Raw genomic sequence first — 12,632 nt, 5'->3', positions numbered from 1 at the left:
GTGGCTTGACAAACGTTACTCCTTAAGTTTATAATCCGCCACCGCAATACCGCCCCTACTCGTCTTCATCTTCAGCAATAGCGGCATTTATTATTGCATCCCTAAAATAAACTATATCCAATTGATTTGCCGGATTATCCATATTAATTTTATCTTTTTTCTCGTCAGGGATTTTTACTATTACATTACTTAATATAGCAAAATAAAAATTGTTGGGTACAACATACCCTACTTCACTTCTTATTCCTAAGGCATTTCCGGAATGATGAATCACTACATGTTTTTTATCGAGTTCAGTAATAAAGATTCCATAACCGGTATATGTGGTATGCCCATTATCATCTTCTGCTAAAAAATATTTAGTTGTCATAAGTTTATACGATTTTTTAGACAAAACTTTTCCTTGATTTATAGCTTTATACCATTTAATAAGGTCACAACTACTGGAAACAATACCTATATCTGCATAAGGACGAGCAACAAAATCAAGATTTGCTAAAGAAAATATAGGCTTACTGTTACCGTTAGTAGGTTCAACAAAATATCTAAGAGGGTAATTTGCACTAACATTATTCTTTTGAAATTCAATAGCTTCATGAAATGAAGCAAGTTTTGTAGATTTCATATGTAGAGGATTAAAAAATTCATCTCGAAAGAAATCAGCTAAATTTTGACCGCTTACTTCTTCAATAATCATGCCTAGTAAAATAAAATTAGTATGACTATAATTATATTTTTTACCGATCTGTACTTCTAAAGGTTTTGTAGTAACATATTGTATTATTTTTTTATTAACCTCTTTCTGAGGCATATTAAAATCTAGCTTAACAAGCCCAAAATACTCGGCAAGACCGCTTGTATGAGTTAGTAAATTATGAATTGATATTTTATATGCCCAATCAGGTATAACGCCCTGCCAAATATCGGCATCAAGATATTGATAGATTTTATCGTTAACATTTAACAATCCTTTATCTTGCAGTCTTAAAATCCCTGCAGCCGTGATCGGTTTTATGCCGGAAGAAACAGGCATTACTTCATTAGTCTTTAATTGATCACCGTTTAAAGAAAAAATTCCCTTAGCTCCTGTTATTAAAATCTTTTCATCATCCTCAAACTTAAAAACTGCATTCAGAAATCTGTTGGCTAAGTAATTTTTTTCAGCAGCGATAATCCTTTCCTGCATATCTGCAAAACTATCTACGCTATTAATTAATAAAAAAATAAATAACAAAAAATATTTACGTGTCACGATCACTCCTTATAAAAAATATGCTTTCCTCGTTGCGTGGATACCCCAAACGTCATTGCGAGCGACCAAAGCCAATCCAGATTAATAATATATACATATAAAGTAAAATCTTCTAAAAAATATGAAGTTAAAGAAATTATTTTATATTTATAAAATAATTCGGCAATTTTGCCTCTAAAGTAATTTCTTCACCGAATATTTTTTTATGCAAGACTATCTTGCTTGCATGAAGCAACATATGTTTAGAATATGAAGAAGATTGTGCAGAACCATATTTTGTATCGCCTACTATCGGACAATTTAATAATTTTGCATGAAATCTTAGCTGATGCATTCTACCGGTAATTGGTGTAAATTCTATTAACGATAAGTTATTATTAAGATGTTTTAATAATTTATAATGAGTAATTGCGAGTTTGCCGTTTTCATTATCACTAGTTACAATTTCATACGCTCCATCTCTTTTTTTTCCTATTAGTCCGCGAATCTCTCCCAAGCTTTCAAGAGGTCTACCGAAAACCGCGGCAATATAAGTTTTTGAAATGAGCTTTTCTTTAAAAGCATCAGTAAGCTTTACACTAGTTTCATAATTTTTAGCAATTAATAATAAACCGCTTGTTTCCCTATCTAACCTATGCACTAACTTATAATTTAAATATTTTAATGCATCATCAATAGAAAGATTGATTTTAGTTCCGCCTTGCGTTGCAAGTCCGGCAGGCTTGTTAATCGCTATAAAATACTCATTTTCATAGGTTAAATAATCTTCGGTAATTTTGCTTGCCAATTTAATTACCGAATCAGAAAAGATTATTTTTGAAGTTTCTTCTTGCGGAAAATTTTTAGGTAAATTTAATTTGTCGTTTATAAAAATTTCCTCACTCTCTCCTACCCTTAAGCTTGCTTCGGCTTTCTGACCATTAACAATTATTTGCTTTTGTCGTAAAGCTCGCTCAATAATTCCTTGAGTAAGTTTTGGATATAGACGCCTTAGATATTTGTCTAACCTGCAGGGAATTGTAACATCTACTTTGATAATCATTTTAAATAAAACTCTCCAAGGTCATTCTTAACTTAGCATTGTCTGCGTAGATCAATAAACACATCCCCTTTATGTCATTCCCGCGCAGGCGGGAATCCAGAAAAATTAAAATAAAGATGTAATGATAACTTACAATTATATAGAAAAAGCCTTACAAGCTAAGGCTTTTTAGCGTGGATTCCTGCCTTCGCAGGAATGACATACTGCTCTTTTATCGAACCACGCAACAATGCCGTGGGCGTTGTTGCATGGATACCGGAATCGTCATTGCGAGGAGGCATTTATGCCGACGTGGCAATCCAGTTAAACATATTTTTATACTAAACTTGTTTAGTATTCTAATTAAATCCCTCATTACATTCGGGATAGCCTGGATTGCCGCAGCCACTTCGTGGCTTCGCAATGACGAGTTTTTTTATTAATTTTCGAGCCGTGCAACAACGCCAATGCCGTGCGAGAATGACAGCTCAAGTTTAAGTGTCTTTAAACTAGGAAATAGCACCATACTATAGTAGATAACAGAATTATAGCAAAAATTTGATGTATAAGAGCAATTATAAGTGGAACAGCATATAAAATAGTCAGAATGCCGGTTAGCATTTGCATTAACAAAGCAATAATTAAGTAGTAAGCTACTTTATTTAATTTTGGATGCCGAATTTTTAATAAACTCACTATAAGGAACGATACAATAATAAATACGCTATAAGCCCCTAACCTATGTATAAATTGGACAAAAACCGGATCGTACCAATTATTTATATTAGAAAAATTATTTTTTATCTCTAGAGGAATAAAACTATCACCCATCAACGGAAAACTATTATATATAAGACCGCCGTTTAAACCGGCAACTAAGCCGCCCAAGAAAATTTGCCCGTAGACTATAGCAATAGCAACTAAACAAAAGAATAACGGTATTTTTAAATTTATTTGCGGAGAAATTAAGAGAATATCAAAGCTATTTTTTATTAATTGATAAAAAAGTAAATGATAAATAATAACGGCAATAATTAGATGACAAGCTAACCTAAAATGACTAACTGCCGGATGATTAACTAACCCGCTTTTAACCATATACCATCCCATAAAACCTTGCATGAAAAACAATATTAATACAGAGATATACGGTAAAATTGAGTATCTTTTAATTTCTCTTTTTAAATAAAAATATATTAAAGGTAGGAGATATATTAAACCCGTAGCTCTTCCGACTAAACGATGAATAAATTCCAGCCAATAAATAAATTTAAATTCGAGCAAGGTCATACCGTAACGAATATGATATTCAGGAAATGTTTGATATTTGGCAAATTCTATTTGCCATTGCCGAGCATTTAGAGGGGGGATAATACCGGTTATAGGTTGCCATTCAACAATTGATAATCCTGATCCTGTAAGCCTGGTTACCCCGCCGATAAAGATCATGAATATTACCGTAAGACAACATAGGGATAACCATTTTGTAACTAACGTTTTGGACATAATTATCGACTAAGTTATACGGAAGATGTAATTCCCGCCTGGAATAAGATTTGTTGCATGGCTCATAATTTACCGCATATAGTTATTACAAGTATGGTGTCATACCGAGGCCCCTCCCACGGTATCCGGAAAAAGCCTTAATAAAAAGACTGGATGCCGTGGTCAAGCAACTAGATAACACCGAACGCTTTGCAAAAATTCGAGCCATGCAACAACGCCGCGACTGGAAGGAGCGCGGCAATCTAGAAAATAATAAGTTTCATAGCATTTTTTGCTATTTTTTCCTGGATTGCCACGTAGGGACTACGTCCCTCCTCGCAATGACGGGGTAAGATCGAGTCATACAACAACGCCGCTAAGTGCTGACCTAAGAATGACATCAACAATATATTTAAGTTATCGGCGGTTGCTCACTATTTTCTTTAGAAGTATCTTTATTAAAATTACCGGCAGGTGAACGCTTATAATTTCTTCTATTGCGATATTTACGTTTCGGCATCGCTTTTGCCTCAACTCCCTCTATTGCTTTATCATCAGGTGCCGTATAATTTCCCTCTCCCTCTGAATCATTTACCGGCGGTACGTTTTCAATATCGTTTGTAACAGGTTCTTTTAGAATTTTTACCGCTTCCGCATCTTTATTTTTTAACTCTTCAGAAGCTACCGATTCATTATTATTAGTTTTCCATTTCTGTTTACCTTTGCGTAGTACCTCTTTCCTTTGTCCGGCTCCCTCATGATTGTTAGCTTCATGATAATTAGCACTATCATTTTGGATCATCGGTTTGCTTATTGCTTCGTTGACATTATTTTTTTTAAGCAATTTTATTTTTTCAATAGAATAATTATCCGAGGTAGCATTAGGATCGGAATAAAAATTAAGTTTTATATTATATTTTTCTTCAATAAATTTAATTTCTCGGCGTTTGCTATTAAGCAGATAAATTATTGAAGAAATATTTGCAAAAATATTTACTATATCAACCTTTTCCTCACAAATTTCGTCTTCTACCGTCCGTAAAATTAACATGGCATTGGATTCATCGGCACGTACTATCCCCTTACCGTTACAATGAGAACAAATTGCCGAATTAGCTTCCAAGAAAGAGGAACGCAATCTTTGCCTAGAAAATTCAAGCAAACCGAATTGACTAATATGACCGGTTTGTATGCGAGCGCGATCACGACTTAAAAACTCTTTAAAAGATCGCTCGATGATTTTACGATTTCTAAGCTCACTCATATCGATAAAATCCACGACTAGCAAGCCCGATAAATCTCTAAGCTTAACTTGCCTTGCTATTTCTTTTGCCGCTTCTAAATTAGTCTTTAATGCCGTTTCTTCTATATTTTTTTCAGAAGTTGATTTACCGGAATTTACGTCGATAGAAATAAGTGCTTCGGTTGGGTTAATTACGATATACCCACCGGAAGGTAAAGTAACAACCGGTTGATAAAGTTTGGATAATTGCTCTTCAACTTGAAATTTAGTAAAAATCGGTATTTTATTTTTATGCTCTTTAAGCTTTACAAGTTCCGAAGGTAAAATATCTTGCATAAATCGTGTGGCAGCCAGATAAGCATCTTTCCCTTGGATTATGACCTCTTTGACGCTGTGATCACACATATCCCTGATAGTTTTACGAATTATACTATCTTCTGCATGTATAAAACAGGGAGCCGGAAATTTGGTAGTAGTTTTGCGAATTTTATTCCACAATTGCACTAAATAATTATAATCTTTCTTTAAGTCAAGAGTAGTACACCCTTTACCTGCAGTGCGAACAATTACGCTAGAGATATTTTTAGCATTCTCGTTATTTATTATTTTACTAATAATATTCTTAAGTCTCTTCCTCTCGTCAGCATTAGATATTTTTCGTGATACACCGTTTTGAGCTGGTTTATTAGGCATTAAAACACAATATTTTCCGGCAAGCGATATATAAGTGGTAAAAGAGGCGCATTTATTACCTCTTTCTTCTTTGGTGACTTGGACTAATAATATTTGATTTTTTCTTATTACTTCCTGAATTTTATACTGTTTATGCGGCGTATTTTCTTCTTTAATATTAGTAATAATTTCGACATCGTCAGCTGCCTCTAAATTAAATTCCGACTGAAATTTATTGTCGACTAATTCTTCTATAACTTTTAAATCAATTTCTTCACTATCCATTAAAGGATCGTAAGAAGCCGTTAAAGGGATTTCATCGCCTTCTTCTAAAATAATATCGTGCGATATTATTTCCGGAAATTCATTAACGGGAAAATTTTTCTCCGTCTGAGGTAAATTATAATAATTAGGGTGGATTTCACTAAAAGGTAAAAATCCGCTTTTATCCATACCGTACTCTATAAAAGCAGCTTGCAAAGACGGCTCTACCCTTGTTATTTTTGCTAAATAAATATTACCTTTATTTTGTTGTTTTATTGACGTTTCATATTCAATATCTTCTATATTGTCGCTATGTCCTAATAATGCTACTCTTGTTTCATTAGGAAAATTAGCGTCAATTATAATTTTTTTACTCATTAATTTTGCTCACTATGACTTAAACACAAAATAGTAATAATCTATAAGTTTATTATTGTCCTATTTCGGTTTGAATTTTTATATAATTAAAGAACAGCTACCTGCTATATCCTCATATTATTATTTTTATTAGAATTTTTATATTTACCGTAAAATTAAATAACGCGAACTATGGATAAGTTTTAGCTTAAAAACTTATCCATAGTTGGGGTTAAATATATAGTTACATTACATGTATTTTTAAAATCTTTATGAGATTTAGATAAAGTTATATACAAATCAAATATAATACTTTAACATAATATACATGTAAGTATATGAATTTATTAAACAATCATAAAATATAGATAACAATAAAATATAGATTTAGGGGAAATAAATTATATTAAATTTAATTATGAGCTATATAATTTGAAGGCAAGAATAATCATATTCTTGACCATAATTTATATACCATGTATTTGTGTTTAGCAAACAATTATTTATGCCTTTAAAAGTCGATTATAAAACAATTTTTTTCTCTCTGCTGGGAATATTTTTCTTCTCTTGTATTAATAGTACTTACTTTTATATACTTAAACCTTTTTTACTAATTAAAGGTTTAAACGGGGAACAACTAGAACACCTTGCTCAAACGAGACTTCTCGGTTTTATAATAGCCGCCTTTTCTTTGACCCAATTAATTAATAAATTAAGCAATAAGAAAATCATAATTATTAGCTTATTTATAGTTATAATTAATATAATAAATCTTATTATATTCAATAATTATACTATAATTAAAATTAGTCTTGTCGTAATGAACTGTGCGGCATTTGCCTATTTTACCGCTGTAATAATGCATATTATTGAATCCACAAATGATAAAAAATATCTTTTTTTATCTCTTATCATTTTTTTTTGGGCGGGCGGACATATTGCCGTATCTTTTCTAAAACCCTTATTAAAACCTAATTCTTATACGATGGTAATTTGCGCCTTACTTTACTGCATCAATATTTTAACGGAATTATTGCATACTAATAAAACTCCTCACAACTTAGAATCAAATTCCAAATTTTCCTTATTAATAAAAAATATAGAATTACAATTATTAACGGGTTTTATAGTAGCTTATGTTGCTTTTGACATATTATGGTATTATGAAGCTTTTGCTCTTAAACAAGAATTAGTATTAATAAGCTCAAACATTATATTTGCTTACATATTCAAAGCTATATTTTTTTCTATAATACCAATGTCTTATATACTAAATAAAGTTAACAAATATTTTGCTAACCTACTGTTAATATTAATACTTTTAGGATGTTTTATTTTATTACCTCTATACGGGATGAATCAAAACCGGAATATATTACTTATAATACTAATCGGTATTTGCCTATGCTCGATTTTTATCTGCAATCTATTAATATTATTAGATAAGTTTAAAGCATATGATCTCCGAACCGCAATATTTTCATATTTTTCCATGTATGCAGTAGGAATATATGCCGGCGCCTTATCTGCCAGCACACCGTATGGATTAGTTGAAGGAGATGACTTTTTATTTTCTATTTTTGCCGTGGTAGGAACTTTTGTAGTTTATTATTTTTGGTACTTTATTAAACATAGATTATATAGACGCTAATAGTTGTTATGGTTTTTGCACGTGTTCTATGTCATTCCCGCTGCCTCTTATGTCATTCCTGCTGCTCCTTATGTCATTCCTGCGAAGGCAGGAATCCAGGCTTTTCTATGCCATGCTGAACTTGATTCAGCATCTCTTTTAATAGATCCTGAAATAAATTCAGGATGACTATTATTTTCTAGATTCCCGCTTTTAGCAGAATGACATTAGGACGTTAGTATGTAATATTTTGTAACATAATATAGCTTGTACATATCAGCGTTAAATATTAATATTCTATCATATTTTTAATATGATATAAATTAATGCAAGTATCACTACGGAAACCGGTTAGTTGTTATGGAATAGGAGTTCATTCGGGTAAGACTGCTCAATTAACTTTAAAACCCGCTAAAGAAGATACGGGTATTGTATTCGTTAGAACCGATATATCGGTAGAGGAAACCAATTATATCCAAAGTAGCTATTTAAACGTTTCCGACACTTTGCTATCTACAAGTATAAAAAATTCCTACGGCGTATATGTTTCAACGATTGAACATTTAATGGCGGCGCTTTGGGGCTGCGGAATCGATAACGCTATAATAGAAATTGACGGTCCGGAAGTACCGATAATGGACGGTAGTAGTAAACCGTTTGTTTTTATGATTGAGTGCGCGGGTAAAAAATTACAAAAAGCTTCTAAGAAATATTTGAAAATTTTAAAAGAAATAAAAGTAAGTAATAAAGATTGTAAGTTATTTTGCTATCCCTCCCCTAATATGACTATAGATTTAACTATAGACTTTACTAGTAAAGTTATCGGCAGACAAAATTTATTTTTTTCCGGAAAAGAATCTTTTGAGAAAAATATTGCCGACGCTCGAACTTTCGGTTTTGTACAAGATGTTGATTATTTAAAAAGTAAAGGTCTTGCGCAAGGAGCTTCTCTTGATAACGCTATAGGTATCGACCGAGATATTATTTTAAATCCTGCCGGTCTGCGGCATGAAGATGAATTTGTTCGTCATAAACTCCTAGATTTATGCGGTGATTTATATACTAGCGGCGCTAATTTTATCGGAGCAATTAACGGTTATAAAACTAGCCATACATTAAATAATGAATTTTTACGACAAATATTTAGCGACCCCACTGCTTATAAATTTGTTAGTAGCTCTGATTTAAATCCTTAATTTATTCTTCAAATATTCCATAATTTTAAGTTTTCGATGGCATACCCGCGCGGCATTGTTGGGTGGATACCCAAAACGTCATTGCGAGCGACTGCAAGCGTTGTTGCATGGCTCGATAAAAGCAGCAGTATGTCATTCCCGCGCAGGCGAGGCGTTGCTGCATGGCTGTTGTAAAGATGATTAGGAGTTTGTAAAAAAGGAAGAAAAAGAGAAGAGAGATTGAAAGAGTATAAAAGAGGTTGAAAGAGTAGAGTAGTTGCGCTATTAAGAAAGTATGATGAAAAAGTACAGACAACAGCGCAACTGGTCGTTATATAACCAGAAATTAAAGAAAATAGCAAGAATAGAATTTTTTATTTCCGAAGAGGCAATCGAAGGATGGCATTATAGAGGATATCGGAAGCCTGGAGGTAAAGTAATATATAGCAAGCATGTAATAGAGTTATGCTTGTTAATGAAAGAATTTTATAAGCTAGCTTATAGGCAAACGGAAGGATTTGTAGAGTCAGTGTTAGAGAAGCTGGAAGTAAAATTAGCAATACCCGACTATACGACACTATCAAGAAGAGCTGGGAGTCTAAAGGTAAAAATACGAGACAAGAAGCAGCTAATAAATAGTAGAAAAGAAAGTATAACGGTAGCAATAGATTCAACAGGATTATCATTATATTGGTCGAGCGAATGGAGAAGGTTGAAACATAAAGAGAAGAAGCCAGGCTATGAGAAATGGCGGAAGCTGCATGTAGCAATTAATGTAGAAACCGGTGAGATATTAGAAGGGAAATATACAAAATCAACGGTTAATGATTGTGTAGAACTAGCGTCTCTTTTAGAAGCAATAGAAGAAGATATAACGGCAGTATGTGGGGATATGGCATATGATAGTGTGGACTGTCGGAAGGCAATTAAGCAATCAGGAGCAAGGCAGCTGATACCTCCAAAAAGAACAGCTAGAATATCTAGTAAGAATCGAAATATTAAGAAGGAAGATAGAGAAAAATTACAGGAAAGAGATGAAGCAATTAATTACATAAATTATAATAGTATAAACGGAGACAAGAGCCTTGCTCGCAAGTCTTGGAAGGAGAAAAGCAGTTATCATGCTCGCTCGTTGGTGGAGACTACGATGTGGCAAATCAAGAGTCATTGCCGCGATCGTTTAACCAATAAACGTGAAGATAGTAGGGCAACTCAGGCTAAAATTAAGTGCAAAGTTATCAATTTTATTAACGCCGCTTAACTTTTAGCGCCTCTTCCTTAACGAAGAGACTACTCTACTTGCGAGCCATGCAACAAAGCCATTGCTTTATGTAGATGAACAATTTGACGATGTAACTTTATTTGGTAATGTTCGTAACTGTGCTTTTAAAATTATGCCCAAAGAAAATATTCAAGCTCTTGGGCAAAATATGCTTAATAAGCCATATCGTAAAAAAGAGTTTAAATGGCAAGAAATTGATAAAGCTCAAAAAAGCTACAGAAAAAGTTTACGATCACTCTTTATGAAGCTCAGTTTTTCCAGTGAATTAACAAATAACCCATGGCTTAAATCCGCTAACTGGCTACACTAAGTATTTACCAATAATCAAAAACTTTCCGATAGACCTTTTAATGAATGCCCAAACGACACTATTCCAAAATATTTACAACGTTACCTTTTAGCGAGTAATACTGAAGAGAATAAAATTATTAATAGTAATCGTTATGAATATTGGGTTTATTGCCAAATTAATAAACAGATTAGTACAGGAGGGCTTTATATCGAAAATAGCCTCAATCACCGTTGTTTTAATCATGAATTGGTAGTGATAAATCAAAAAGAAGAAATCTTAAACAAATTAAATATCCCGTGGTTACAACAACCAATTAATCAACAATTAGATAATTTAACAAAGGAACTACACGGACTTTGGTTACTTTTTAATAAAAATCTAAAACAGGATAAGTTTACGCACTTAAAATACAATATAAAAAAGAAGAAACTTTGCTGGAATAAAATTAAAGCTAGTAAAGATGAAAAATTACAAAATAAATTTTTTAGACAATTGCCGGTTTGCGATATCAGTGACGTATTGAACTTTGTAAATGATGATTGTAACTTTTTATCAGCCTTTATTCCCTTACAACCACGTTATGCTAAACAAGAGTCAAATAATAAAGATAGATTAATAGCTACGATTCTTGCTCAAGCTTTTAACCACGGCAATTATAAAATGTCTCAAATTAGCGATATTTCTTACCGTTCACTTGAAACAACATACCAACAATATTTACGGTTATCAACATTGAAAGAAGCAACTGACATAATGAGCAACACCATTTCAAAGCTTAAGATTTTTCCTTACTACTCTTTAGATTTGGAATTAATTTATAGCAGCGTTGACGGTCAGAAATTTGAATTGGACACCCCTAATATAAAAGCACGTTATTCACGTAAGTATTTAAGAGATGGTCAAGGTGTTAGTGCCTACACTATACTTGCAAATCATATGCCTTTGCAATGTGAACTTATCGGCAGCCATGAACATGAAAGTTATTTTGCCTTTGATATTTGGTACAATAACACCTCAGAAATTATTCCGGAGGTAATTACCGGTGATATGCATGTTATAAATAAAGCAAACTTTGCTATCATGAAGTGGTTCGGAGTAGCACTAAACCCAAGATTCACCAACCTTAATGATCAACTAAAAAATCTTTATTGCGGCGATGATATTAAAGAATATACCAATTGCTTGATTAAACCCATTGCTCAGATCAACCTCCAAGTGATTATCGAACAAAAAAATAGTATTGATCAACTGGTTGCTACCTTAGCACTTAAAGAGATGAATCAAGCTAACTTAATTAAAAAATTATGTCATTTACCGCTGGAAAACAGCTTGCGTAAAGCCGTATTTGAATACGACAAATTAGTGAGAAGTATTTATACCCTTAAATATATGATGGATATCCAATTACAGAAAATTGTCCGTAAATCGCAGAATAGAATTGAATCATATCACCAATTACGAACTGCTATTTCAAAGGTTGGCGGTAAGAAACAATTATACGGTAAAACAGATATTGATATAGAAATTAGCAATCAATGCGGTAGACTTGTTGCTCTGGCAATTATTTACTACAATTCCATTATTCTCTCCGGAGTTCTTGAGAAATACGAAAACCTTGCCAATAATAAAAGATTTCTAACAATGATTAAAAAAATATCACCCGTTGCTTGGCATCATCATATTCACTTTCTTGGTCAATATACGTTTCAAAATAAAAATCATTCCATAAATATAAAGCAAATATTGGAAAATATCGATCTTAATTATTAATACCCTTACAACTCTTCTTTATGAATTTCGATAAATGCATATTTGACTCCAACAGCCCAAAGATGCAAAAAAATAAACTTGTTAAACAGCAGAATTTTCTGTACCTGAATAATAATCTTATTCTTATTATTGTCAATATTTACTAATACCTGAAAATTAAACTCTCAATAACTTATCCAAACATTTTTT

General features: G+C 32.6%; 14 protein-coding genes. 8 read left to right on the top strand and 6 right to left on the bottom strand.

Translation table 11 applies throughout. The features are described from left to right. Nucleotides 1-55: 55 nt before the first annotated feature. The 5 genes from AAGD64_RS04955 to AAGD64_RS04935 all read right to left on the bottom strand — a co-directional run bounded on the left by AAGD64_RS04955 (nucleotide 56) and on the right by AAGD64_RS04935 (nucleotide 3,987). Complete coding sequence (locus AAGD64_RS04955; RefSeq protein WP_341794163.1) at nucleotides 56-1,252, bottom strand: serine hydrolase domain-containing protein; 1,197 nt, start codon at nucleotides 1,250-1,252, stop codon at nucleotides 56-58. Nucleotides 1,253-1,388: 136 nt separating this feature from the next. Next, complete coding sequence (locus tag AAGD64_RS04950) at nucleotides 1,389-2,294, bottom strand: RluA family pseudouridine synthase (RefSeq protein ID WP_341794094.1); 906 nt, start codon at nucleotides 2,292-2,294, stop codon at nucleotides 1,389-1,391. A gap of 211 nt (nucleotides 2,295-2,505) precedes the next feature. Further along, nucleotides 2,506-2,682, bottom strand: coding sequence for a hypothetical protein (locus AAGD64_RS04945; RefSeq protein ID WP_341794093.1), 177 nt, complete (start codon nucleotides 2,680-2,682; stop codon nucleotides 2,506-2,508). 95 nt (nucleotides 2,683-2,777) lie between these two features. Continuing rightward, nucleotides 2,778-3,779, bottom strand: coding sequence for a COX15/CtaA family protein (locus AAGD64_RS04940; RefSeq protein WP_341794092.1), 1,002 nt, complete (start codon nucleotides 3,777-3,779; stop codon nucleotides 2,778-2,780). 85 nt (nucleotides 3,780-3,864) lie between these two features. Further along, the gene (locus tag AAGD64_RS04935; protein WP_341794091.1) at nucleotides 3,865-3,987 is read right to left on the bottom strand and encodes a hypothetical protein; all 123 of its coding nucleotides are present in this window, start codon (nucleotides 3,985-3,987) and stop codon (nucleotides 3,865-3,867) included. Here AAGD64_RS04935 and AAGD64_RS04930 point away from each other — a divergent pair. Further along, nucleotides 3,986-4,111: a hypothetical protein gene (locus AAGD64_RS04930; RefSeq protein WP_341794090.1), complete on the top strand. Its 126-nt coding sequence runs from the start codon at nucleotides 3,986-3,988 to the stop codon at nucleotides 4,109-4,111. The genes AAGD64_RS04935 and AAGD64_RS04930 overlap by 2 nt on opposite strands. A 59-nt stretch (nucleotides 4,112-4,170) precedes the next feature. On the opposite strand, the gene AAGD64_RS04925 is transcribed toward AAGD64_RS04930, so the two are convergent. Further along, nucleotides 4,171-6,315: an Rne/Rng family ribonuclease gene (locus tag AAGD64_RS04925; protein WP_341794089.1), complete on the bottom strand. Its 2,145-nt coding sequence runs from the start codon at nucleotides 6,313-6,315 to the stop codon at nucleotides 4,171-4,173. Between the two features lie 484 nt (nucleotides 6,316-6,799). Here AAGD64_RS04925 and AAGD64_RS04920 point away from each other — a divergent pair, with 484 nt between their 5' ends. From AAGD64_RS04920 to AAGD64_RS04890, 7 genes are all read left to right on the top strand, one after another. After that, a complete protein-coding gene (locus AAGD64_RS04920; protein WP_341794088.1) occupies nucleotides 6,800-7,945 on the top strand; it encodes an MFS transporter in 1,146 nt (381 codons plus the stop codon). Nucleotides 7,946-7,948: 3 nt separating this feature from the next. After that, a complete protein-coding gene (locus AAGD64_RS04915; RefSeq protein WP_341794087.1) occupies nucleotides 7,949-8,113 on the top strand; it encodes a hypothetical protein in 165 nt (54 codons plus the stop codon). 137 nt (nucleotides 8,114-8,250) lie between these two features. Next, the gene (gene lpxC, locus AAGD64_RS04910; RefSeq protein ID WP_253307696.1) at nucleotides 8,251-9,120 is read left to right on the top strand and encodes a UDP-3-O-acyl-N-acetylglucosamine deacetylase; all 870 of its coding nucleotides are present in this window, start codon (nucleotides 8,251-8,253) and stop codon (nucleotides 9,118-9,120) included. A 36-nt stretch (nucleotides 9,121-9,156) separates the two neighbouring features. Beyond that, a complete protein-coding gene (locus AAGD64_RS04905; protein WP_341794086.1) occupies nucleotides 9,157-9,294 on the top strand; it encodes a hypothetical protein in 138 nt (45 codons plus the stop codon). Nucleotides 9,295-9,394: 100 nt separating this feature from the next. After that, on the top strand, nucleotides 9,395-10,360 hold the full coding sequence (locus AAGD64_RS04900) for an IS5 family transposase (RefSeq protein ID WP_341794068.1): 966 nt from the start codon (nucleotides 9,395-9,397) through the stop codon (nucleotides 10,358-10,360). Nucleotides 10,361-10,421: 61 nt separating this feature from the next. After that, nucleotides 10,422-10,691, top strand: a complete 270-nt coding sequence (locus tag AAGD64_RS04895) for a hypothetical protein (RefSeq protein ID WP_341794069.1) — start codon at nucleotides 10,422-10,424, stop codon at nucleotides 10,689-10,691. A gap of 234 nt (nucleotides 10,692-10,925) precedes the next feature. Beyond that, nucleotides 10,926-12,443, top strand: a complete 1,518-nt coding sequence (locus AAGD64_RS04890) for a Tn3 family transposase (protein WP_341794085.1) — start codon at nucleotides 10,926-10,928, stop codon at nucleotides 12,441-12,443. Nucleotides 12,444-12,632: the final 189 nt, after the last annotated feature.

It is taken from the genome of Rickettsia endosymbiont of Ceutorhynchus obstrictus, from assembly GCF_964026565.1.
Lineage (GTDB): Bacteria > Pseudomonadota > Alphaproteobacteria > Rickettsiales > Rickettsiaceae > Rickettsia.
This window is presented reverse-complemented; position numbering and strand designations above follow the sequence as displayed.

Bases quoted from the DNA above. Each gene is read 5' to 3' on its own strand.
- AAGD64_RS04905 (WP_341794086.1), top strand. From the start codon at position 9,157: ATGGCATACCCGCGCGGCATTGTTGGGTGGATACCCAAAACGTCATTG.
- AAGD64_RS04940 (WP_341794092.1), bottom strand. From the start codon at position 3,779: ATGTCCAAAACGTTAGTTACAAAATGGTTATCCCTATGTTGTCTTACG.
- AAGD64_RS04930 (WP_341794090.1), top strand. From the start codon at position 3,986: ATGCAACAACGCCGCGACTGGAAGGAGCGCGGCAATCTAGAAAATAAT.
- lpxC (WP_253307696.1), top strand. From the start codon at position 8,251: ATGCAAGTATCACTACGGAAACCGGTTAGTTGTTATGGAATAGGAGTT.
- AAGD64_RS04935 (WP_341794091.1), bottom strand. From the start codon at position 3,987: ATGGCTCGAATTTTTGCAAAGCGTTCGGTGTTATCTAGTTGCTTGACC.
- AAGD64_RS04900 (WP_341794068.1), top strand. From the start codon at position 9,395: ATGATGAAAAAGTACAGACAACAGCGCAACTGGTCGTTATATAACCAG.
- AAGD64_RS04925 (WP_341794089.1), bottom strand. From the start codon at position 6,315: ATGAGTAAAAAAATTATAATTGACGCTAATTTTCCTAATGAAACAAGA.
- AAGD64_RS04950 (WP_341794094.1), bottom strand. From the start codon at position 2,294: ATGATTATCAAAGTAGATGTTACAATTCCCTGCAGGTTAGACAAATAT.
- AAGD64_RS04920 (WP_341794088.1), top strand. From the start codon at position 6,800: ATGCCTTTAAAAGTCGATTATAAAACAATTTTTTTCTCTCTGCTGGGA.